This window comes from Bradyrhizobium sp. IC4060, from assembly GCF_020193715.1.
Classification (GTDB): Bacteria; Pseudomonadota; Alphaproteobacteria; order Rhizobiales; family Xanthobacteraceae; genus Bradyrhizobium; species Bradyrhizobium yuanmingense.
On record NZ_JADYVJ010000004.1, the window covers coordinates 27,186 to 50,443 of the forward strand.

General features: G+C 65.9%; 19 protein-coding genes. 9 read left to right on the top strand and 10 right to left on the bottom strand.

What is annotated here, in order from left to right; genetic code table 11:
* Positions 1-20: 20 nt before the first annotated feature.
* The 4 genes from kdgD (at position 21) to garD (ending at position 5,475) form a co-directional block, all read left to right on the top strand.
* A complete protein-coding gene (kdgD, locus tag I6F16_RS16120) occupies positions 21-965 on the top strand; it encodes a 5-dehydro-4-deoxyglucarate dehydratase (RefSeq protein ID WP_036030198.1) in 945 nt (314 codons plus the stop codon).
* Between the two features lie 24 nt (positions 966-989).
* On the top strand, positions 990-2,348 hold the full coding sequence (gudD, locus tag I6F16_RS16125) for a glucarate dehydratase (RefSeq protein ID WP_225114193.1): 1,359 nt from the start codon (positions 990-992) through the stop codon (positions 2,346-2,348).
* Between the two features lie 23 nt (positions 2,349-2,371).
* Positions 2,372-3,820, top strand: coding sequence for an aldehyde dehydrogenase family protein (locus tag I6F16_RS16130; RefSeq protein WP_036044516.1), 1,449 nt, complete (start codon positions 2,372-2,374; stop codon positions 3,818-3,820).
* A 113-nt stretch (positions 3,821-3,933) separates the two neighbouring features.
* The gene (gene garD / locus I6F16_RS16135) at positions 3,934-5,475 is read left to right on the top strand and encodes a galactarate dehydratase (protein ID WP_225150666.1); all 1,542 of its coding nucleotides are present in this window, start codon (positions 3,934-3,936) and stop codon (positions 5,473-5,475) included.
* Between the two features lie 60 nt (positions 5,476-5,535).
* Here the strand turns inward: garD and I6F16_RS16140 are convergent, their stop codons facing one another.
* Both I6F16_RS16140 and I6F16_RS16145 read right to left on the bottom strand, forming a co-directional pair.
* On the bottom strand, positions 5,536-6,276 hold the full coding sequence (locus I6F16_RS16140) for a hypothetical protein (RefSeq protein ID WP_036015600.1): 741 nt from the start codon (positions 6,274-6,276) through the stop codon (positions 5,536-5,538).
* Positions 6,277-6,279: 3 nt separating this feature from the next.
* Entirely contained in the window at positions 6,280-7,167 is an 888-nt protein-coding gene (locus tag I6F16_RS16145) for a MipA/OmpV family protein (protein ID WP_036015599.1), read from the bottom strand.
* A gap of 354 nt (positions 7,168-7,521) precedes the next feature.
* Between I6F16_RS16145 and I6F16_RS16150 the strand changes: the two genes are divergently transcribed.
* From I6F16_RS16150 to I6F16_RS16160, 3 genes are all read left to right on the top strand, one after another.
* A complete protein-coding gene (locus tag I6F16_RS16150; RefSeq protein ID WP_036015597.1) occupies positions 7,522-8,202 on the top strand; it encodes a response regulator transcription factor in 681 nt (226 codons plus the stop codon).
* A complete protein-coding gene (locus I6F16_RS16155) occupies positions 8,199-9,563 on the top strand; it encodes a HAMP domain-containing sensor histidine kinase (RefSeq protein WP_225173863.1) in 1,365 nt (454 codons plus the stop codon). Before I6F16_RS16150 ends, I6F16_RS16155 begins: the two co-directional genes overlap by 4 nt.
* A gap of 192 nt (positions 9,564-9,755) precedes the next feature.
* Positions 9,756-10,025 carry a hypothetical protein gene (locus tag I6F16_RS16160; RefSeq protein WP_036015592.1) on the top strand — a complete coding sequence of 90 codons (270 nt, stop codon included), beginning with the start codon at positions 9,756-9,758 and terminating at the stop codon, positions 10,023-10,025.
* A 54-nt stretch (positions 10,026-10,079) separates the two neighbouring features.
* On the opposite strand, the gene I6F16_RS16165 is transcribed toward I6F16_RS16160, so the two are convergent.
* The 3 genes from I6F16_RS16165 to I6F16_RS16175 all read right to left on the bottom strand — a co-directional run bounded on the left by I6F16_RS16165 (position 10,080) and on the right by I6F16_RS16175 (position 12,486).
* Positions 10,080-10,433, bottom strand: a complete 354-nt coding sequence (locus I6F16_RS16165; protein ID WP_036015590.1) for a hypothetical protein — start codon at positions 10,431-10,433, stop codon at positions 10,080-10,082.
* A 257-nt stretch (positions 10,434-10,690) separates the two neighbouring features.
* Positions 10,691-11,284 (bottom strand): DUF2147 domain-containing protein, encoded by a 594-nt coding sequence (locus I6F16_RS16170; protein ID WP_036044525.1) that lies wholly within the window; start codon positions 11,282-11,284, stop codon positions 10,691-10,693.
* Positions 11,285-11,457: 173 nt separating this feature from the next.
* Complete coding sequence (locus I6F16_RS16175; protein WP_036015581.1) at positions 11,458-12,486, bottom strand: NAD(P)/FAD-dependent oxidoreductase; 1,029 nt, start codon at positions 12,484-12,486, stop codon at positions 11,458-11,460.
* Positions 12,487-12,668: 182 nt separating this feature from the next.
* On the opposite strand from I6F16_RS16175, the gene I6F16_RS16180 reads away from it, so the two are divergent.
* Positions 12,669-13,136 carry a thioesterase family protein gene (locus tag I6F16_RS16180; RefSeq protein WP_036030229.1) on the top strand — a complete coding sequence of 156 codons (468 nt, stop codon included), beginning with the start codon at positions 12,669-12,671 and terminating at the stop codon, positions 13,134-13,136.
* 130 nt (positions 13,137-13,266) lie between these two features.
* Here the strand turns inward: I6F16_RS16180 and I6F16_RS16185 are convergent, their stop codons facing one another.
* Together I6F16_RS16185 and I6F16_RS16190 are read right to left on the bottom strand one after the other, a co-directional pair.
* On the bottom strand, positions 13,267-13,587 hold the full coding sequence (locus tag I6F16_RS16185) for a 2Fe-2S iron-sulfur cluster-binding protein (RefSeq protein ID WP_008143731.1): 321 nt from the start codon (positions 13,585-13,587) through the stop codon (positions 13,267-13,269).
* Positions 13,588-13,752: 165 nt separating this feature from the next.
* On the bottom strand, positions 13,753-14,127 hold the full coding sequence (locus I6F16_RS16190) for an Hpt domain-containing protein (RefSeq protein ID WP_085969292.1): 375 nt from the start codon (positions 14,125-14,127) through the stop codon (positions 13,753-13,755).
* Positions 14,128-14,523: 396 nt separating this feature from the next.
* Between I6F16_RS16190 and I6F16_RS16195 the strand changes: the two genes are divergently transcribed.
* Positions 14,524-20,292 (top strand): negative regulator of septation ring formation, encoded by a 5,769-nt coding sequence (locus I6F16_RS16195; protein ID WP_225173864.1) that lies wholly within the window; start codon positions 14,524-14,526, stop codon positions 20,290-20,292.
* Between the two features lie 143 nt (positions 20,293-20,435).
* Here I6F16_RS16195 and I6F16_RS16200 read toward each other — a convergent pair whose 3' ends face one another.
* The 3 genes from I6F16_RS16200 to I6F16_RS16210 are packed head-to-tail and all read right to left on the bottom strand — an operon-like array spanning position 20,436 to position 23,249.
* Positions 20,436-21,302, bottom strand: a complete 867-nt coding sequence (locus tag I6F16_RS16200) for an MlaD family protein (RefSeq protein WP_036015558.1) — start codon at positions 21,300-21,302, stop codon at positions 20,436-20,438.
* A 28-nt stretch (positions 21,303-21,330) separates the two neighbouring features.
* Positions 21,331-22,113: an ABC transporter ATP-binding protein gene (locus tag I6F16_RS16205; RefSeq protein WP_225114187.1), complete on the bottom strand. Its 783-nt coding sequence runs from the start codon at positions 22,111-22,113 to the stop codon at positions 21,331-21,333.
* Between the two features lie 2 nt (positions 22,114-22,115).
* Positions 22,116-23,249 carry an ABC transporter permease gene (locus I6F16_RS16210; protein ID WP_225114186.1) on the bottom strand — a complete coding sequence of 378 codons (1,134 nt, stop codon included), beginning with the start codon at positions 23,247-23,249 and terminating at the stop codon, positions 22,116-22,118.
* Positions 23,250-23,258: the final 9 nt, after the last annotated feature.

The following is a 23,258-nucleotide window of genomic DNA, read 5'->3' on the forward strand; positions in this document are numbered from 1 at the left end:
AACACGAGAAGGGAGCGCCCATGAGCAAGATGACCCCGCAGGAAATGGCCCAGAAGATCGGATCGGGCCTGCTGTCCTTCCCCGTCACGCCGTTCAGGGCGGACTACTCCTTCGACGAGGCGACCTATCGCGCCAACATGGACTGGCTGTGCGGTTATGACGTCGCAGGCCTGTTCGCCGCGGGCGGCACCGGCGAGTTCTTCTCGCTAACGCCGTCAGAGGTTCCGCAGGTCGTGAAGGTCGCCGTCGACGAGACCAAGGGCCGCGTGCCCGTGCTCGCCGGCACCGGCTACGGCACCGCGATCGCCCGCGAGATCGCCATCGGTGCGGAAAAGGCCGGCGCCGACGGCCTCCTGCTGCTGCCGCCCTATCTCACCCATTCCGAGCAGGAAGGCCTTGCCGCCCACGTCGAGGCGGTCTGCGCCGCCGTGAAGATCGGCGTCATCGTCTACAACCGTGACAACGCCATCCTCCAGCCCGACACGCTCGCGCGCCTTGCCGAGCGCTGCCCGAACCTCGTCGGCTACAAGGACGGCATCGGCGACATCGAGCTGATGACCCGCGTCTACACCAAGCTCGGCGATCGTCTCACCTATGTCGGCGGTTTGCCGACCGCCGAGACCTTCGCGCTGCCCTATCTCGACATGGGCGTGACGACCTATTCCTCGGCCGTGTTCAACTTCGTGCCGGAATTCGCCACCAACTTCTACGCCGCGGTGCGCAAGCGCGACCACGCCACGATCCAGGCCGGCCTGAAGGATTTCATCCTGCCGCTGATCGCGATCCGCAACCGCAAGAAGGGTTACGCGGTCTCGATCATCAAGGCCGGCATGAAGGTGATCGGCCGCGATTCCGGCCCGGTCCGTCCGCCGCTGACTGATCTCACCGAGCAGGAGATGGCGGAGCTGACCGCACTGGTGCAGAAGCTGCCCGCCGCACGATCGTCACAACAGGCTGCAGAATAGCAAGACGACAGGGAGGAGCCTGCGATGGCCCAGACTGAGATTTCCGGCGCGTCAGTCGCCGGCGCACCTGTTATCACGGCGATGCAGGTGATCCCGGTCGCGGGCCGCGACAGCATGCTCCTCAACCTGAGCGGCGCGCATGCGCCGTTCTTCACCCGCAACATCGTCATCCTCACCGACAATGCCGGCCACACCGGCGTCGGCGAGGTGCCGGGCGGGCAGAAGATCTGGCAGACGCTCCAGGACGCGCGCGACCTCGTGATCGGAAAGACGGTCGGCGCGATGAACAACATCCTCGCCGATATCCGTACCGCCTTCGCCGACCGCGACGTCGGCGGACGCGGCAAGCAGACCTTTGATCTTCGCGTGATGATCCATGCGGTCACCGCGATCGAATCCGCGCTGCTCGACCTGCTCGGCCAGCATCTCGGACTGCCCGTCGCAGCACTGCTTGGCGAAGGCCAGCAGCGCACCAGCGTCGAGACGCTCGGCTATCTCTTCTTCGTTGGCGACCGCCGTAAGTCGAAGCTCGACTACGTGACTGGCGAGACTGGCAAGCCCGACTGGTTCAACCTCCGCCACCAGGAGGCGATGACGCCAGAGGCCGTGGTGCGGCTTGCGGAGGCGACCCACGACCATTACGGCTTCGCCGACTTCAAGCTCAAGGGCGGCGTGCTCCGCGGCGAGCAGGAGATCGAGGCGGTTACCGCAATCGCAAAACGCTTCCCCAGCGCGCGCGTCACGCTGGACCCCAACGGCGCCTGGTCGCTCGATGAGGCGATCAGCCTCTGCAAGGGCATGCATGGCATCCTCGCTTATGCCGAGGACCCCTGCGGCGCCGAGGCCGGCTTCTCCGGCCGCGAGATCATGGCCGAGTTCCGCCGCGCCACCGGCCTGCCGACCGCCACCAACATGATCGCCACGGACTGGCGGCAGCTCTCCCATGCGCTGCGGCTCGGGGCCGTGGACATCCCTTTGGCCGATCCCCATTTCTGGACCATGCAAGGCTCGGTGCGCGTGGCCCAGACCTGCCGTGACAACGGCCTGACCTGGGGCTCGCACTCCAACAACCATTTCGACATTTCGCTTGCCATGTTCACCCATGTCGGCGCCGCCGCCCCCGGCAAGGTCACCGCGATCGACACCCACTGGATCTGGCAGGACGGTCAAGCGCTGACGAAGGAGCCGCTCCAGATCAAGGGTGGCAAGATCGCCGTCCCTGATAGCCCGGGCCTCGGCATCGAGATCGACCGCCCCGCCATCGAGGCCGCGCACGAGCTCTACAAGAAGCATGGACTTGGGGGGCGGGATGACGCTATGGCCATGCAGGACTTGATCCCCGGCTGGACGTTTGACGACAAGCGTCCCTGCCTCGTGCGTTAGAAACGTTCCCCTGGAGGAAAAAGATGACAGCGATCCTGAAGAACTTCATCGGCGGCGAATGGGTCGACGGCTCCGGCGTCACCAGGAACATCAACCCCTCCAACACCAACGATCTCGTCGGCGAATATGCCAAGGCCGACAAGGCGCAGACCGAGAAGGCGATCGCCGCCGCGAAGGCCGCCTTCCCCGCCTGGGCACAGTCGACCCCGCAGGCGCGCTACGACGCGCTCAACAAGATCTCGACTGAAATCCTCGCCCGTAAGGAAGAGCTCGGCCGCCTGCTCGCGCGCGAGGAAGGCAAGACCCTCCCCGAAGGCATCGGCGAGGTCGCCCGCGCCGGCCAGATCTTCGCGTTCTTCGCCGGCGAAGCGCTGCGCCTGATCGGCGAGAAGGGCGCCTCGGTGCGTCCCGGCCTCGACGTCGAGCTCACCCGTGAGCCGGTCGGCGTCGTCGGCATGATCACGCCCTGGAATTTCCCGATCGCAATCCCCGCCTGGAAGATCGCGCCGGCGCTGTGCTACGGCAACACCGTGGTGTTCAAGCCGGCTGAGCTGGTGCCCGGCTCGGCGCATGCGCTGTCCGAGATCATCACCCGCTCCGGCATTCCCGCGGGCGTGTTCAACCTCGTCGTCGGCTCCGGCTCGGTGGTCGGCCAGACCCTGCTCGAGCATCCGGACGTCGCCGCGATCTCCTTCACCGGCTCGGTGCAGACGGGACGCAAGATCGCGCAGGCCTGCGTGCTCTCGAACCCCATGAAGAAGTTCCAGCTCGAGATGGGCGGCAAGAATCCACTGGTCGTGCTCGACGACGCCGACCTCAAGACTGCCGTCGAGGTCGCCGTCAACGGCGCTTATTTCTCGACCGGCCAGCGCTGCACCGCCTCGTCCCGCCTGATCGTCACCGAGGGCATCCACGACCGCTTCGTCGCCGCCATGGCCGAGCGCCTGAACAGCCTGTCCGTGGACGATGCGCTCAAGGCCGGCGTGCATATCGGCCCGGTGGTCGATCAGAACCAGCTCGATCAGGACCTCCGCTACATCAAGATCGGCCAGGACGAGGGTGCCAAGCTCGCCTTCGGCGGCGAGCTGCTGAAGCGCGAAAACCCCGGCCACTATCTCCAGCCGGCGCTGTTCACCGAAGCCAACAACAACATGCGCATCGCGCGTGAGGAGATTTTTGGCCCGGTCGCTGCCGTCATTCGTGCGAAAAATTACGAAGAGGCGCTCGCCATCTCCAACGACACCGAGTTCGGCCTCGCCTCCGGCATCTGCACCACCAGCCTGAAATACGCCTCACACTACAAGCGCAACAGCGAATCCGGCATGGTGATGGTCAATCTGCCGACCGCCGGCGTCGACTATCACGTGCCGTTCGGCGGCCGCAAGGGCTCGAGCTACGGCGCCCGTGAGCAGGGCTCCTACGCGCGCGAGTTCTACACCACGGTGAAGACGGCTTACACCAATCCGGGCTGAGATATCGTAGGGTGGGCAAAGCGAAGCGTGCCCACCGCTTACGCTCGGTGTGAGGACGGTGGGCACGGCGCGTTGCGCCTTTGCCCACCCTACGACTTCTGAGGCAAGCGCAGATGGACCAGGACGTCGCAGCGAAAGAGCAGCCCCGCTACATCAAGCTCAACGAGCGCGACAATGTCGCGATCGTGGTCAATGATTTCGGGCTCCCCGCCGGCGCGCGCTTTGCCAGCGGCCTGACGTTGCGCGCCTTCGTGCCGCAGGGACACAAGACCGCGCTGGTCGACATCGCGGAAGGCGAACCGATCGTCCGCTACGGCGAGATCATCGGCTACGCGCTGTCGCCGATCCTGGCCGGCGAATGGGTGGACGAGGCGCGCATCCGCATGCCGGAGGCCCCTGCCCTCGACAAGCTCGAAATCTCGACCGCCGTCCCCGCACCGCTGCCGCCGCTCGAAGGCTTCACCTTCGAGGGCTACCGCAATCCGGACGGTTCGGTCGGCACCAAGAACATCCTCGGCATCTCCTCCTCCGTGCAATGCGTCAAGGGCACGATGGAATATGCGGTGAAGCGCATCCGCGCCGAGCTGCTGCCGAAATATCCGAACGTAGATGACGTCGTGCCGCTGACGCACGCCTATGGCTGCGGCGTCGCCATCACCGCGCCCGACGCGGTGGTGCCGATCCGCACCCTGCAGAACCTCGCGCTCAACCCGAATTTCGGCGGCGAGATCCTCGTTGTCGGCCTCGGCTGCGAGAAGCTCGCACCCGAACGCCTGGTGCCGGAAGGCGTGGGTGACGCGATCATCCGCATGCAGGACGAGGCTTTCGACGGCTTTGGTGCGATCGTCGAGGCGATCATGACCCAGGCCGAGGCGCGGCTCAAAGTGCTCAACACCCGCAAGCGCGAGACCTGCCCGGCGTCCGACCTTGTGATCGGCCTGCAATGCGGCGGCAGCGATGCCTTCTCCGGCGTCACTGCCAATCCCGCCGTCGGCTTCGCCGCGGACCTCCTGGTGCGCGCCGGCGCGACCGTGATGTTCTCGGAAGTGACTGAAGTGCGCGACGCGATCCAGCTGCTCACCCGCCGCGCCATCAACGAGGACGTCGGCCGCGCGCTGGTGCGCGAGATGGCTTGGTACGATTCCTATCTCGCCCGCGGCGGCGCCGACCGCAGCGCCAACACCACGCCCGGCAACAAGAAGGGCGGCCTTGCCAACATCGTGGAGAAATCGCTCGGCTCGATCGTCAAGTCCGGCTCGAGCGCGATCACCGGCGTGCTCTCGCCCGGCGAGAAGGCGACGCAGAAGGGCATGCTGTTCGCCGCGACGCCGGCCTCCGACTTCATCTGCGGCACGCTGCAGCTCGCCTCGGGCATGACGTTGCAAGTTTTCACCACCGGCCGTGGCACGCCCTATGGCCTTGCGGCAGCACCGGTGATCAAGGTCGCGACGCGCAGCGAGCTCGCGCGGCGCTGGAAGGACCTGATCGACTTCGACGCCGGCAAGATCGCAACCGGCGAGAAGACCATCGAGGAGACCGGCTGGGACCTGTTCCGCCTGATCCTCGATGTCGCCAGCGGCCGAACCAAACCCTGGTCGGACCGCTGGGGCATCCACAACGACCTCACGCTGTTCAATCCCGCGCCGGTGACCTGAGGCGTTTTCGAGCGAAGTGGATCCCGGTTCGCGTCAAGAAAACGCGTCAAAACAGAACCGTCACTGTCCCTCGATCAAGTGCATGTCGCCCAGCGTGAGCGGCAGGCTTCGGACGATGAGGTTCGCGATCGCCGCACGCAGCCGTTCGCTCGAACCCGCGTCCTCGAACGTCGCTTCGATCGGTCCGCTCGGGCCGGCGATCCGCACCGTGCCAGTGTTGTCGAGCGGCGCGGCCACCCTCTTCTCGATCACGTCGAACGACTTGCCCTCGATGATGCGAACCTCGTACAAGGCGTGGATCAGTCCGTAATCCGCAAGCAGCGTCCGATATTCGGCGAACCCGACGCCCTCGACGTTGCGGCCGTTTCCAAGCTTCGATCTCGCCCGGGTGATGACGATATATGCGTCCAGTCCCTGCGGCGTGACATCGCTGCGAACCAGCTCCTTGAACGGGTCGCTCCGCAGCAGATTGACCGGCGCGACCGCCGAATCCCTGATCGCGGCGAAGGCCGCGCGCCGGTAGCTCACCGGCTGCACATGAAACCGTCCGCTCAGCAGCTTCGTTGCCTGCTGGACGATCAGCTCGTCCAGCCCCCATGCGCCGATCGAGGCGGTCTGCGCGGCGTTGTCGAGCCCGGTCAGGCCGGCTCGCGTCAGGCTGATCTCCTCGCCGATCGCCGAGATGATACCGACGGTCTTGATCGCCTGGAGCCGGCTGGCACGCGTCTCGAACGCCGCGGCGGCACCGAGCGCGACGCTGGCGATCGCGCAGGCGAGAGTTAGGATGATCTTGCCGCGCATGGTCTATCGGATCCTGAAATCGAACGAATAGGACGCACCGAGACCGACGGTGGTCTGGTTCGAGGATCCCTGCAGCTTCACCAGCGGGCTGTCCGCGACATCGCCGAGCAGCTTCTGGTACTCGACATAGGCGTGGACCTCCCACTGCGGGTTGATGCGGTAGGAGATCTGGCTGCCGAAACCGACCGAGTGCGCACCGCCCCTGGCATCGTATCTCGGAAGCCCCGATGCCAGTGCCTGCGTGTCGGTGACGCCGAAATACGGCGCAGTGGCATTGGCGCTCTTCCAGGTGAAGCGCGGGCCGGCCGAGATCGTCAGCCTTTGAATCAGCGGCACGATGACGTCGGCAGACACATCCGCGACGGTGCCGGTATGGCCGCCCATGCCCTGGCGCAACTCGCTGCGCAGGCGCAGCCAGTCGACCGGATAATACTCCACGAAGCCGCCGAGCTCATAGGCGGCGTCGACATTGCCAAGGCCGGTCAGCTCGGCATATTTGTCGGCCTTCCTTGAGGCGACGTATTTGAACGCGGGGCCGGCGCGAAAATGGCCGATGTCGAGCAGCGCGATGCTGGCGCTGTCGCGCGGTCCGCGAAACTGGTCGATCGATCCGGCGCGGCGGATGGAGAAGATCGGGATCGGAAGAAACTTCCCGTTGTTCGATCCCACGAACTCGGGCCTGTATTCGCCGCCGATACCGACCATGACGGTCCAGTTTCCCGACGGCGAGGGCAGCATCGGCAGCTCCAATGGCGGCGCTGGCAGCGTGAAGGCGGTCTGCGCCGAGACTGATGGCGCAGTCGCCATGATCGCACCGAGTGCGGCGAGACAGGCGGTCGTCCGCCGCACAATCGCCGTGAGGCGGAGAGCGGCTTCTTCGAAATCATTCATTGCGGGGCCCCGGACCGGCCTTGCAGGCCGAGTCGACTGTTGTGGTTAGGAGCCACAGCATCTGGTCCGGCTAAATTGCCCGAAGATTGCAAGGTGCGATCAGATGTTTCCAGGGCCATGTCCGGCGCTGGCAGGCACGCCCGCCGGATCAACATTGCCCCAACATTGCACCGCCGCGATCACGCCCTCAAAAAGGTGACGAGCCATACCCGCGAACTCACTCGGTCCTGCCTTTTATTCGCCAAGCTCGCCGCCTTTATGGGAACCCTCGCGCACGAGCCGAAGCGCCAGAATTCGGCCAGGGAGCGTCACGGTCAGGGTTTTGTTGCCCCAGCAGAGTCAAGGACGACCCGCGTGCGCTCCCTCGTGATCGAAGACGAACCACAGATCGGCGCCTATGTCAGCCGGCTGCTCGGGCAATTGCACGGCATCGTCGACCTCGTCGGCTCGATCGCCGATGCCCGCCAGGCACTGAACAATTTCAAGTATGATCTGGCGATCGTCGACCGGATGCTACCCGACGGAGATGCGCTCCAGGTGGTCACGGCGCTGAGCCAATCGGCGGAGCGGCCCGCAATCATCATGCTGACGTCCAAGGACGCCAAGGAGGATGTCGTCGAAGGGCTCAATGGCGGGGCCGACGATTATCTCGGCAAGCCGTTCGAGCCGCAGGAGCTGCTTGCGCGCGTGCGCGCGGTGCTGCGCCGGCCTCGGCTGCTGGCCCCATCGGTGCTGTCGCTCGGCAACGTCGAGTTGCACCTCGGCAGCAACGAGGCGGTAGTCGCCGACACCAGGATCCTGCTGCGCCGGCGCGAGGCGCTGATCCTGGGGGCGCTGCTGATGCGCCGCGACCGCGTCATCACCCGCGCCGCCCTGATCGAGGAGATCTACGGCTTCGACGACGAGATCGAGTCCAACACGCTCGAGGCGCAGGTCTCGCGCTTGCGCAAGAAACTGGCCGAACTCGGCGGCGACGTCGAGATCCGCAGCATGCGGGGCATCGGCTACATCCTGCGGCTGGCAACGCCGCGATGAAGTCAATCGCCCGAACCTTTGCGTTCTCGCTCGGTATCGCCGCCACCACGATCTTCCTGATCATGCTTGGCCTCTTCATATGGCGTTACCCGACGGAGGAGCGCGAGTTCAGGGCGTGCCAGGTCGTAGCGGCCGTTCTCGATCGCGCGACGGTGATCGAAGGGCAAAGACTGATAATACGCTCGACTCCTGCGCTCGAGGAATTGAAGCTGGACAGCCCAAACCTCTGGTACGTGGTGTCCGCGGGCGACCTGCTCAGCGAGTACGGCAGCGAACACCGGCCTCCCCTTCCCTTCGTGCTGCCCTACCACGGGCCCATCGGCTCGTCCGTTTTCAGCACGCTCGACCAGAAGAGCACCTTCTGTCTTTCCGCCGTACAACGGGGCCCGTTGCGGCTCGCGATGATGGTCGGCGAGCCTCAGGTTCGCTTTGGCCGGATTGCAAGGACTTTTCTCCTCCGCAGGGTCTTTTCGATCGCCTTGGTGGCGCTGGCCTTTGCCGCGACCGTCGCCATCGGTTCAGCGCTTGCCGCACGTTTCGTCTCTCGTAGCATCGAGCGGGTGGCGCGTCGCGCGCTCGCGATCGACCCCTCGGCGCCGCAAGGTTTGATATCGCTGTCCGAGGTCCCTCGCGAGTTGAAGCCGCTGGTCGAGGCGCTGAACCGCGCTTTCGGCGAGATCGACGCCTATATCAGGATGCAGCGCCGCTTCCTCGGCAATGCCGCCCATCAGCTTCGCACGCCGCTGACGCTGCTGCGCGCCAAGATCGAGGACGTGCCCGAGCCGGCCCTGAAGGCCGAGCTGGTGCGCGACGTCCGCCGGCTGACCTCGCTGGTCTCCGCGATGCTGGACCTGGCGCGATTGCAAAATCATGCGATCGAGAAGCGGCCGATCGATCTTGCCCAGATCACGCTGGACGTGCTGGCCGATTTCAGCCCGTCGGCGCTGGACGCCGGCATCGAGCTTGCGCTGGAGCACGAGGGAAGAGGTCCCTTCGTGGTGCAGGGCGTAGACGCTGCGATCCGAAGTGCACTTGCCAATCTCGTCGGCAACGCGCTCATCCACGCCCATGGCGCGCGGCGCATCGTCGCCACGATCGGCTGCGATGGCGTGGCTATTCACGATGATGGCGCGGGCCTGCCCGACGGCGCCGAACACAGGCTGACCGAGCCGTTTCAGACCGGCAACGCCGCAGGTGCAGGCGCCGGTCTCGGCCTGTCGATCGTCCGCGAGATCATGGCGGCGCATGGCGGGGAGCTGGTCGTCGCTTCCGCGCCCGGCTACGGCACGACGATGCGCCTGCGCTTTGCCGCGGCCGCCGCGCCGGCGAGATCTGCGCAGCTCGATCTGCAAGAGCATTGAGCGGGCGCATCGGCGCTTTTCGCGAAACCGTCCGGAAACATTGGCGCGGAAAACGTCTTCCGCGTTTCGTCCCTTCGCATCACGCAATCAATATCTGCGCCGAAGACAACGGGAATGTTCGCGCACGGGCGAACCTGTTCTGCCATCGCGGCGACCAAACCTCCGATTGACATCTTCCACGGAGATTCTCCCATGCGTGTTCTCTCGATGATTGCCGTTGCCGGCGCCATGATTGCGAGCTCGGCCGCCGCGTTCGCCAGCGAACTTCCCTCCTATGAAGTGACGTCGTTTCCGATCACGACAACGCAAGTGCAGGTGCTCGGCGGCGCCGGCGTCGAGGAGCAGTCTGCGAGCCCCGCGATGATCGTCGCCGGCATGCCGGCCTCGCCCGTGCAGGTCGCCGTGCTGTCGCCGCGGATCAAGCAGCTCGCGAGCGCGGGTTCGAACAACCAGGCGCGCTAAGCTTGGCGTTGTCGCTCCGGTTCGGCGCTTCGCGCCGGCCGGAATGACGCGCTTCTACGTCATGCTGCCCGGCATGAAGCAGCGCACGCGCGGATGGCCGTCGATATAGTGCTTCCACACCATGGTGCGGCCGATCTTGTTCGGGACGGTGATCACGGCGCCGTCAGGCACCACGACCCACTCGTCGTCGATGCGCACGCGGTAGCGACCGCGATCGGACTCCCAATCGACGTCGGCGATGACGTAGCCGTCGGCATCCGAGCAGCATAGCCCGAACTCGCTACGCAGACTCTCGAACCAGGGTTTCAGGGGCGAGTTGGCGAAGCGGCCGTCGTCGCGCGCCAGCGCCGCATGCGTCAGAACCGCCAGCCCCAGCAGCACGGCGGCACACTGTCTTGCACGTTTCATGTGGTCTCCGCGGTCGAAGTGATCACCGCGGGGCAAACGCTGCCGTCCGCCTTCCGCATGGTGCGCGGCAGGCGTGGAGACGGCGACTCGCTCCCCCAGCAGCTTTGCCGACAGCTATGCAAATCCAGCGCCAGCGCGCATTCCGGGGAACTACTGGAGGGCGCCCGAGGCACGTTCGCCCTTCGGCGAAGGTGGCCGCACAGGCTGGAGACCCTGCGCTAGGGCCATTGAGACCGCGCAGCGCGCGGCTTGCGCCCTTACTGCTTTGCCGGCGCCATCATCGCGCCGCCCTTCTTCGCCGCGGGCGCCGGTTGCTTGGCGGCTGCAGCCTGCGCGGGCAAGTATTTTGCGACGATGGCCGGATCGACCTGCGCGATGTTGGCATCGGGCAGGCGCGTCCAGGTCTCGTCCTTGCCGAGCAGCGCGATGCCGAGATAGCCGCGCAACGTCAGGGTCTGACCGTCGGGGCTGACCCGCATGTTGGCCTTCCAGATCTGGCCGTCGCGCGGATTGAGCACGTTGCCGCCCTCGTACTTCAATCCTTCGCGCTTCATGTCGCGGACGAAGGAGATGCCGAGCACCCGAGCGTTCTTGCGATCGTCGGTGCACTTGGAGCAGACCTCGTTCGGGTCGTCGGTTGGCCGCGGGAAGGTCTTTGCGATTACGCCTTCGAAGACGCCGTTGCGATCGATGAAGAGGAACCATCCGACCGTCCTGCCGTCTTCGACCTTCTGCCAGAGGCCCGCCGCCGTGGGCTCGGCGGTCTGCGCCGCGCACGGCGTCACGATCGCGAGCGACAATGCGAGCGCCAGGAAGGAGAGCAGCCGAAAGCTGGAAACGAGAGTCCGCATTATGATCACCTTGCTGAGCCAATCACCTTTGCTGAGCCAAGACTTCGCAGAGCCAAACTGTGCTAAGCCAAAAACTTGGCCAAGCCTATGACCGGAATGGCCGCAGACTACGGCGATTTCACGAACGGTTCCAGCACCAGAAACATGGGGCATCGCCGCCCCGAACGCTTCCGTCAGTTGACACCGAGCTTCTTTTGCAGGCTGGAGGACGAGGTCGTGTACTGGAACACGAGCCGCTTCTCCGGATAGACATAACGATGGGCTTTTTGCGACATCAGCGCGCCCTCGTGGAAGCCGCACAGGATCAACTTGATCTTGCCGGGATAGGTGTTGATGTCGCCGATCGCGAAGATGCCCGGCACATTGGTCTCGAACGCGGACGTCTCGACCGGCACCAGATTGTTCTCCAGCGCGATGCCCCAATTCGCGACCGGGCCGAGCTTCATGGTCAGCCCGAAGAACGGCAGCATGGTGTCGCAGGCGATTTCGGTGACGCTGTTGTCGTTGCCCTTGACGGTCGCGCCGGTGAGCTTGCCGTCAGCGCCGGAGAGCGCGGTGACCTGGCCGAGCCGCAGATCCATCTTGCCGCCGGCAACCAGCGCGCGCATCTGCTCGACACTATGGGGCGCGGCGCGAAACTCGTCGCGCCGATGCAGCAGCGTGATGCGCTTCGCAATCGGATGCAGATTGAGCGTCCAGTCGAGCGCGGAATCGCCGCCGCCGACGATCAGCACGCTCTTGTCGCGGAACGTCTCCATCTTGCGCACGGCGTAATGCACCGAGGTGCCTTCATAGGCCTCGATACCCGGTACCGGCGGGCGCTTGGGCTGGAACGAGCCGCCGCCGGCCGCGATCACCACCACCTTGCATTCGAACACCTTGCCGGCATCCGTGGTGCAGCGAAACAAGGGATCGCCGATCTTCTCCACGGTCTCGACCATCTCGCCGAGATGGAAGGTCGGATGAAACGGCTTGATCTGCTCCATCAGCGCGTCGGTCAGCCCCTGCCCCGAAACCTGGGGAATGCCGGGAATGTCGTAAATCGGCTTTTCCGGATAGAGCTCGGCGCACTGGCCGCCGACCTTGTCGAGGATGTCGACGAAATGCGCCTTCATGTCGAGAAGGCCGAGTTCGAAGGCGGCGAACAGACCACACGGCCCGGCCCCAATAATCAGCACATCGGTTTTGATCACGTCGCTCATGTCGTCTCTTTATCGATCGTTATCGGTTGGACGGCGCCCGTTGGGCAGAGGTGACCCTGCCTGTCTAGCCAACGGGGATGGAACAGGAAAGGCATAAAAGCGGGATCGCCCCGCAGCCGCGCCCACTTGCCGGGGCAAAATAACTGGGCTGTAACGAGAATGGATATGACGGAGATCAATCGGTGAACGCGCCAGCCCGCCTCGACACGACCCCGCGCCTTGAGGACTTTCCGTTTCGCCTCAGCGACAACGTCCGGTTCGGCGACCTAGACCCGAACCAGCACGTCAACAACGCGGTCTATGCCACATATTTCGAGACCGGCCGTGTCACGCTGATGAAGCTTCCCGAATACGGGCTGACCCCGCCGGGGCTCGCCTGGATCATGGTGCGGCTCGACATGCATTTTCGCGCCGAGCTGCACTGGCCCGGCTCGATCGAGCTCGGCCTCGGCGTGGTCAAGCTCGGGCGAACGTCGGTGACATTCGAGCAGGTCGTGTTCTCGAACGGCACGTGCATTGCGTCCGCGACGTCGGTCGGCGTCCTGCTCGACGAGGCGACGCGCCGACCGGCGCCGCTGACCGCAGAGGTGATCGAGAAGCTCAGACCCTGGCACAAGCGCGGCATCGAGGTCGCGCCGCCGAGCATTTAGAGCATGATCCGGAAAAGTGTGTAGCGGTTTTCCGAAAAGATCATGCTCAAACAATAACCTAAAGCGCGATGACGATTCATCCTAATCGCATCGCGCTTTAGTCGACTTGGACAGTCTGCTTGGAGACGGATCAGGCCTGGCGCTCGGGCGTCGCCACGACGAGGCCGTCGAGCTCGTCGGAGACCTTGATCTGGCAAGACAGGCGCGAATTCGGGCGCACGTCGAAGCCGAAGTCGAGCATGTCCTCTTCCATCGGCGTCGGGCTGCCGACCTTCTCGCGCCAGGCTTCGTCGACATAGACATGGCAGGTTGCGCAGGCGCAGGCGCCGCCGCATTCGGCCTCGATGCCGGGAATGCTGTTGCGGATCGCAGCTTCCATCACGGTTGCGCCGTTCTCGATTTCCACCGTGCGGGTTTCGCCCTTGTGGTCGACAAAGTGAATCTTGGCCATGTGTGCTCGTGCTGCCGCGGTGCTTTGAATGAAGGAGGGTCCCGGCTGTCCTATAACGGGTCGGTCAGCCCGGCGCCATAGCGTTTTGAAGTCAAATGATTCCCGCTTTGCGGGAAGAAAACGCGTCAAAACAAGCGACTAGAGCCCGGCTCCGGACGTATCGGCTCAACGCTTCAGCATCGCCGCGATGGCAGCGCGGGCCTCGGCCACCGCCTCTTTCAGCGCGGCGAAGGCGTGGGGCCGGCCATGGCCGGTCCGGATCGCAGTCTCCAGGCTGGCAGCGGCATCAGCGACCGCAAAGGCGCCGATCCCGCGCGCCGAACCCTTGAGCTTGTGCGCAAGCGTGCCGGTCTCGGCCGGCAATGCGGTCATCGCCGCGAGCAGACGGGCCGCCTGCTCTGCGAACATGGCCAGCACTTCCTGCTCCAGCTCAGCGTCGCCGAGCGTCATTCGAGAGAGGTGATCGAGGTCGAGCGGGCTGTCGATGGGCGCAAGCGGGGGCGAAGGCATCCAGTCCATCCCTTGCAGTTCAGGCGTCATGGCGCAGGCCCCGGCTTCGCGCGACGGCCGCCGGTCCGGCGGTCAGATTCCCCTCACCCAAGCATGGAAATGGTTAACGAAATGTTTGGGGGATTTGACGCAGATCCGCCGGTTTATTGACGAAAAGTTGCCGCAATTGGCCGAGTCCGGTTGAGAATTGCGTTGATTGCTAAGGCGTTACGGCGCGATCCTGTTAACGATGATTAAGAATGTCTTAATCGCGGGCATTTCATTCGCGACGCTCTGCCAATAGGATGTTGCAGAAATTGGCGGACAAGCCGTCCGGGTGGGGACGGCTCGGAGATCCGCGCAAGCGGCATGATCCGGTCTGTGGGCTTGCATCGCGCGCAGGGCTCGCGGGGGGACGCGTACAAGTAACGAGGGCTCGGACTGAACATGGCGAACACTCCGAAAAAGGTCAAAGACCCTACAGAAGTTGCGCTTTCTGCAATCCAGGAAGCTCTGAACATCAGCGACACCGCGGCCGATACCAGCCGCAACGCCGCAATGCGCAACGAAACGGCGCCCCCGGTGCCGCCGGCCGCGCCTCCGGTCTTCGACGAGCCGAGCTTCGAGCCGCGCCCCGCCGCCAACGAGCGCTCGACCGTGTTCGACCCGGTCGAGGAGCCGCGCACCGCGCGCCGCGCCGCCAACGACGATCGCGAGACCATCGGCCAGCTGCTCCAGGCGCTGCAGAAGGGCCGCCCTGCCCGCAGCGTCTACACCTTCGCCACCATCTTCGCCGGCATCTGGCTCGCCGCATGCGCTGCGCTGACCTTCGGCTTCCTGCCCTCGATCCAGGCCGCCATGGGCCAGAGCGGCGGCGTGCTCGTGATCGCCGGCCTCGTCGCGATGTTCTTCGCACCGGTCATGCTGTTCTACTTCCTCGCGAGCCTCGTCTGGCGCGGCCAGGAAATGCGCATGATCGCGCAGGCGATGGCGCAGGTCGCGATCCGCTTCTCCGAGCCGGAAGGCTCGGCCTCCGATTCCATGGTCACCGTCGGCCAGGCCATCCGCCGCGAGGTCGCGGCGATGGGCGACGGCATCGAGCGTGCGATCGCGCGCGCCGGTGAGCTCGAGACGCTGGTCGCCAATGAGGTCGCCGCGCTCGAACGCGCCTATTCCGACAACGAGGTGCGCATCCGCGCTTTGCTCCAGGACATCGCGCATCAGCGCGACAACCTGGTCGGCCAGGCCGAGCAGGTCCGCAGCGCCATTTCCGGCGTGCAGATCGACCTGCGCCACGACATCGCGCTGATCTCGGACGCGATCGCCTCCCGCGTCGACGAGGTCGCCAAGTCCATCACCGGCGCGCTGGAAGAGCGCGGCGCCCACATCACCCAGGCGCTGAGCAATGCCGGCGACAACATGATCCTGGCGCTCGGTGAGCGCGGCGGCGACCTGCTCGACCGTCTCGAGGAGGCCAGCAACGAGACCACGCGCGCCGTGCTCGACGCCAGCGAGCGGCTGACCACCAGCCTCAACTTCAAGACCGGCCACGTCCACGACGAGTTCGTCGACCTCGCCGACCGCGTCCACGAGATGCTGAACGAGCGCATCGACCGCATTACCGGCGAGTTCGAGCAGCGTTCCGCCGCGATCGTCGACGGCATCTCCGAGCGTACCGAGCAGGTGCACGATTCCTTGAAGAACTCGTCGGACTCGCTGCTGCTCGAGCTCGAGCTGCGGTCCAACGACATCTCCGCCAAGATCGACGACGCCGGCAACCGCCTCGCCGGCCAGATCATGACGAGCGGTGACAAGGCTAGCGAGGCGCTCGACGCCACCGTCAACGCCCTGGTCGCCAAGGTCGTCAGCCAGACGGAGACCGCGCACGATTCGCTGTCGCTGCAGATGAGCGCGTTCGACGAGCTGGTGAGGAACCAGGGCACCGAGCTGGTCGAGAAGTTCGCCCGCGACTCCGGCACGCTGGGCGCGCTGATCACCCGCCACATCTCCGAATTCGACCGCACCGTGAAGACCTTCGGCGGCGAGATCGTCGAGCGCATGGGCCAGCGCACGCAGGACATCGCCGAGACACTGAAGACCTATGTCGACGATTTCGACACCCGCTTCACGTCGAACGGCGGCCAGATCACGGCGGTGCTCGACCAGCGCCTCGTGCAGTTCGAGACCACGATCGGCGAACGCGTCGGCAATATCGACGCCTCGCTGAACGGCAAGATCGCCAGCCTCGACGGCACCATCCAAGGCCACATCAGGACCTTCGACGAGCAGCTCGTCGGCCGCGTCGCCGCGCTCGAGCTGTCGTTCGACAGCCGCGCGAAGTCGATGACCGAGACCATCGACGGACGCATCAACACGCTGGCGACGTCGCTGACCGACGGTGCCGCGCAGGCGATCCAGTCTATCGACTCCCGCCTCACCTACCTCACGACGTCGCTGACTGGCGGGGCGTCGCAGGCCATCGAAACAATCGATGCAAGGCTCAATCACCTCACGAGCTCGCTCACCGACGGTGCCTCGCAGGCCATTGAAACCATCGATGCGCGCCTCAACCACCTCACGAGCTCGCTGACCGACGGTGCATCGCAGACCATCCAGTCGATCGACACCCGCCTGACCCACCTCACGACCACACTCACGGGTGGCGCGACGCAGGCGCTCGAATCCATCGACTCCCGCCTCACCTACCTGACCACCGCCGTGACCAACGGCGCATCGCAGGCCGTGCAGTCGATCGACACGCGCCTGACGCTGCTGACCTCGACGCTCACCGACGGCACCGCGCAGGCGATCGAGGCGGTCGACCGCCGCATCACCGGCGTCACCGAGATCATCGACGGCCGCAGCACGCATCTGACCGACACGGTCACGGCACGCTTCCAGGAGATCCAGCAAGCCATCGAGACCAAGGTCGGCTCGGTCGCCAGCGACATCGACGTGCGCGTGGCTCAGTTCGAGGATCTGCTCGGCTCGCGCGTCGAGGCCGTCGCCGGCCGCATCGAAAGCAGCGGACGCCAGGCCAGCGAGGACATGATGTCCCGCGCCGAGATGATCTCGACCGCGATCCGCTCGCATGTCGAGGACGCCGAGCGCTCGCTCACCAACCTCGTCGTCAACACCAGCGAGACCATCCAGACCGGCGCGCGCACCGCCCAGCAGTCGCTGCTGACGGTCTCCTCCGATGTCAACGCCCAGCTCAAGATGACCTCGGCCGAGGTCGAGCAGGCGCTGACCGCAGTCGGCACCGGTGCGGCGAACTCGATCCTGACCAGCGCGCGCGAAGCGCAGTCGACGCTGGTCGCGGCCTCGGGCGAAGCCTCCACCCAGATCAAGGGGCTCGCGGCCGACGTCGAGCGCACGCTGTCGGCGGCGGGCTCCGCCACCGCAGCCTCGATCCTGGCCGGCGCCCGCGAGGTGCAAACCACCCTCGTCACCGCGTCCTCGGATGCGGCGAGCCAGGTCAAGACCCTCACCGCCGACGTGCAGCGCTCGCTGTCGATGGCCGGCACCGCCACGGCGGAGTCGATCACCGCCGGCGCCCGCGATGCGCAGAGCACGCTGATCGCAGCCTCGACCGAGACCGCAAACCAGATCAAGGCGCTGTCCTCGGACGTGCAGCGCTCGCTGACGATGGCGGGCACCTCGACGGCCGAGACCATCATGAGCGGCGCCCGCGAGGCCCAGAGCACGCTGGTGACGGCGTCCTCGGACGCGGCGAGCCAGGTCAAGTCGCTCGCGGCCGAAGTGCATCGCTCGCTCTCTCAGGTCGGCCAGACCACCGCCGAGACGATCACCACCAGCGCCCGCGACGCCCAGAGCACCCTTCTTGCTGTCTCCGCAGAACAAACCAGCCAGGTCCGTTCGCTCGCGGCCGAGATGCAGCGCGCGCTGGCGACAGCCGGCGGCGCCACCATCGAGGCGCTCACCAGCGGCGTGCGCGAGGCCCAGGGCACGCTGATCTCCGCCTCGACCGATGCGGCGGGCCAGATCAAGTCGCTGACGACGGACATCGAGCGCACGCTGACCGCGGTCGGCGCCGACACCGCCTCGACCATCCTCAACAGCGCGCGTGAAGCCCAGATCTCGCTGACCTCGACCTCGGCCGACGCCGCGAGCCAGATCCGCACGATCTCGACCGAGATCGAGCGCACGCTGAGCGCAGCCGCCGCCAACGCGACCAACGACATCCAGACCAGCGCGCTCAATGCCCAGAACGCGCTGATCTCCGCCTCCAACGAGGCGAGCTCGCGCGTCAAGTCGAGCTCGGCCGACGTCGAGCGCTCGGTGCTCGCCGCCAGCTCCAGCTTCGGTCAGGCCATGACCGGCAAGACCGACGAGATCGTCACCTACGTGCAGCAGCAGGCCGACCGCCTGTCGAACATGATCGACGCCAAGCGCGGCGCACTGGTCGACGCGATTGGCTCCAAGACCAGCCAGCTCACGCTCGACATCGACCGCGTCACCTCCGACGCGCTGAAGTCGATCGAGACGCGCGGCCAGGCCTTCTCGCAGACCATGATGGGCAACGGCTCGGAAGTCGCCCGCACCATCAACGCGGCGAGCGAGGTCGCCACCAGCGCCGTCGGCAAGTCGCTCAAGGACCTCGAGCAGGCCTCGCGTTCCGCGATCGACCAGTCGCGCCAGGTCTCGATCGCGGCCGTCACGGAGATGCAGGAGACCAGCAAGATCCTGCGCACCGACACGGTCGCCCTGTTCGAGCGCCTGCGCGAAGGCAACATCCTGCTCCAGGAGGTGCTGACCGGTGCGCACGACAACCTCAACTCGCTCGAGCGGGCGCTGGTGACCCGCGTCGCCGACTTCGTCTCGGCGATGAACGACGTCACCTCGCGCAACGGCGCGGCGACGCAGAACCTGGAAGAGCAGCTCAACGTCTTCAACAGCAAGACCACGAAGGCGCTGCAGGATCTCGGCGAGCTGTCGACCCAGTTCGACAAGCATGGCCAGGCGCTGGTCGAGGCCGCGCAGGTCGTCGAGCAGAGCAACAAGAACACCACTGCCTCGCTCGCCGAACGCAAGCAGGCACTGGAATCGCTCGTCACCACGATCGACCTGCGCACGGCCGATCTCGACCAGCGGCTGTCGCGCTTCACCGGCCTGCTCGATGAATCGCTTGCCGCGGCCGAAGAGCGCGCCCGCGACATCGCCCGCGTCGTCGCCGAGACCGCCGGCGCCGGCTCGGCCGCGATCACCCGCCAGTTCGAGGCGGTGCGCGCGGCGTCTGAAGAGGAGCACCGGCAGACCATCGAGGCCATGCACGACATCTACCGCCAGACCACGGACGAGGCGGATACGATGTTCAAGCAGTCGACCGAGAAGTTCACCAACCTCGTCGCCAGCATGAAGCAGATGGCTTTGGAGATGCACAACGAGCTCGAAGCCACCCGCAACGAGCTGCGCCGCGGCGTACTCGAGATGCCGCAGGAGGCCGCCGAGAGCACGGCGCAGATGCGCAAGGTGATCGTCGACCAGATCGAGGCGCTCGCCGAGCTCAACCGCATCGTGGCCCAGCACGGCCGCGGGCTCGACGTCACCACGGCGGGCCGCGCCAGCGTGCAACGCCAGGAAGAGCCGGTGCTGGCCGCCGTCGGCGGCCGGGCTCCCGAGACCCGCATGCGCGACATCGGCAGCGCCTCGACGCTGCCGCCGCCGGACCTCGGCATGCCGGCCGGGCGCCGCACCGAAGCGCCGCCGGTCGCGCCCGGTGGCAACGACCAGGGCCGTGACGGCTGGCTGTCGGACCTGCTCAACCGCACCGACGCCAATCAGGGCGCACCGGCCGGTCAGGCTCCGCGTGGCCGCGCGGCACCCGCGCCGCAGCCGCAGGCGCCGCAGGCAAGCAGCAATCCGCTGGAATCGCTGTCGCTCGACATCGGCCGGCTGATGGACCGCAACCTCGCCGCCGAGATGTGGGACCGCTACCAGCGCGGCGAGAACAAGGCCTTCACCAAGCGCCTGTACACGCCCGCCGGCCAGAAGGCCTTCGACGAGGTCGCCCGCAAGTACCGCGCCGACCGCAACTTCAAGGGCACGGTCGACCGCTACGTCGCCGAGTTCGAGCGCCTCCTCGACGAAGTCGCCCGCGACGGCCGCGGCCCGCAGGAGCTGCGCAGCCACCTGATCTCGGAAACGGGCCTGGTCTACACCCTGCTCGCGCACGCGGCGGGCCGGCTGGGGTGAGCGGAAGCTCGCCAATGGCGAATAGCGAATAGCGAATGAAAACGGAGCCCTCGCGGGCTCCGTTTTTGTTTGGGATCGATCCGTGAGGAAGGCTGTATACGCTACTCGCTATTCGCCACTCCCCATTCGCGCTTTCCTACCGCCTACCGCCTCGGCGCTGCCGCAGGCTTCGGCGGCTCGGGCGGCGGGGCGGGCTGCGACGAATTGCTGGCGCCGAACAGGACGCGGGTCGGGTTGCGGTCGAAATTGTTCACGGCGCGGCTGATGTCGCCGAGCGTGCGGCGGCCGTCGGCCATCAGAGCGCCGGAGCGCTTGTCGAAATCTTCGGCTAGCTCGCGGATCGACTTCACCGCCTGGAACAGCTCGCCGCCGTCCTTGCCGCCGGCCAGCGTGTTGAGGCCGAGCATGAGATTGTCGGCCTTGAGCATGACGCCATCGACCTTGGCCATCACGGCGTCGATCTTTTCGGAATTGCGCGCCAGCGAGTTGGTAAAGGTCTCGAGGTTCTTCAGCGAGTTCTTCACCGATTCCTGATTGTCGGCGACGATCTTGTTGACGTTCTGCAGCGTGGCGCGGATCGCCTCGGTGACATCCTGGAGCTTGTTGGGGTCGGCCGTGAGCGTCGGGATGCCGTCCTGGTCGAGCGGCGGAGCTGGCGCGGCCTCCTCGCCGCCCTTCAGCGAGATCGCCGCAACGCCGGTGAGACCCTGGAATTCGAGGCCGACCAGGGTGTCCTTGCGGATCGGGGCGTTGTTCTCGATCATGGCGAGTGCGACAACCCGCCGCGGGTTGTCCAGCTTCACCGAGACCACCTCGCCCACCCTGATACCGTTGAAATTGACGCTGCCGCCGTTGCGCAGGCCCGCCGCCGGGCCCTCGAACACGACGCGCAGGGGGCTGCGCTGCTTGGTGGTGTGCAGCGACTGAAACCACAGCACGAAGCCGATCGCGGCGGCGATCACCGCCAGCGTGAACGAGCCGATCAAAATGTAGTTCGCCCGCGTTTCCATCAGGTGCTCCGGCTACTCAACCCAGCTCTCAACCCATGACCGCGCGGGCGCGCTTGCCATGAAAATACTGCCTCAGCCAGGGATGCTGCGAGGCCTGCATGTCGGCGATCGACCCTGCCGCAATGATCTTACCGTTCCCTAAAACGGCGATGCGGTCACATGCTGTGTATAGGCTGTCGAGGTCGTGGGTTACCATGAAAACCGTCAGCCCCAAAGTGCGCTGCAGGGTCCGAACCAGCTCGTCGAAGTCGCCCGCGCCGATCGGATCGAGGCCCGACGTCGGCTCGTCCAGAAAGACGAGGTCGGGATCGAGCGACAGCGCACGCGCCAGCGCCACGCGCTTGATCATGCCTCCGGAGAGCTCGGACGGGAAACGCTCGGCGACCTCGGGCTTGAGGCCGACCATGGTGAGCTTGGCGATGGTGATCTCGTCCATCAGCCGCTGCGAGACGCGCAGATATTCGCGCATCGGAAACTGGATGTTCTGCCGCACGGTCAGCGATGAGAACAGCGCGCCCTGCTGGAACAGGACGCCCCAGCGCCGCTCGACGTCGCGCCGCTGCGTCGTGCTCGAGGAATCGAGATCAACGCCGAACACTTCGATGGAGCCCGCGACCTTCGGCACGAGGCCGATGATAGTGCGCGTCAGCACCGACTTGCCCGCGCCCGAGGGGCCGACAAATCCCAAAATCTCGCCGCGCTTGACGTCGAGGTTGAGCCCGTCCAGCACGCGCGTTGAGCCAAACTGCACGGTGATGCCGCGGACGCGGATGATCGGGTCCTGGATCTCGCTTTGAGTTTCTCTTGCCATCGTCACATCCCGATCGAGGCGAAGAAGATGGCGAAGATGCCGTCCATGACGATGACGAAGAAGATGCCCTTCACCACCGACGCGGTGGTGTGCTGACCCAGCGATTCCGCGCTGCCCTGCACGGCGAGCCCTTCGACGCAGGCGACGATGCCGATCACGGCGGCCATCACCGGCGCCTTGACGATGCCGACGATGAAATGGTCGATCGAGATGGCGTCGCGCAGGCGCAGCAGGAAGGCCTCGGGCTGGACGCCGCCATAGAGCCAGGCCACCAGACCGCCGCCATAGAGCGCGGCCATGGCGCCGAGGAATGCGAGGATCGGCAGCGCCAGCACCAGCGCCATCATGCGCGGCAGCACCAGGACCTCGATCGGATCGAACCCCATGGTGCGCAGCGCGTCGATCTCCTCGCGCATCTTCATCGAGCCGAGCTCGGCGGTGTAGGCGCTGCCCGAACGGCCCGCGACCATGATCGCGACCAGGAGCACGCCGATCTCGCGCAGCACCAGCACCCCGAGCATGTCGACCACGAAGATGTCGGCGCCGAAGCGGCGGAAATGGAAGATGCCCTGCTGCGCGATGATGCAGCCGATCAGGAAGGTGATCAGTACGATGATCGGCACCGCGCGCCAGCAGACCTGCTCCATGTGATGCACGGTCGAGGTCAGGCGGAACGAGCGCGGATGAATCAGGACGCGAAACCACGCCGCGAGCACGGCCCCCAGCATGTCGACGAGGCCTGCCACCGTGCCGGCGACGCCGGCCACGGTCCGGCCGATCTGCTCCAGCATCCCGGAGATGGTGATCGGGTCGCTGTCGACCACGGCCGCCCCCCTGACCCGCCGCACCTCGTCCACGAGGCTGGAATAATTGGCGGAGAGCCCCGCGATCTGCGCCTCGACGGCCCCCTGGGTCAGGCTGCGGCGCAGCCGCTCGATCAGCCAGGCGCCGAACGTGTCGAGCTTGGCGACCTCGGAGACGTCGATGAAGATGCTTTGTGGGGTGTCTGCAAGCTTCTCGGCGTCGGCGACCATCCGCTCCAGGACCGGCGCAAAGCTCGCGGTCCAGGTGCCGGTGGCGCACAGTGCCAGGGCGTCGCCCTTGGCAATCCGTTCCAGCTTCGGATCGCCAGTCATGTCCGCTCC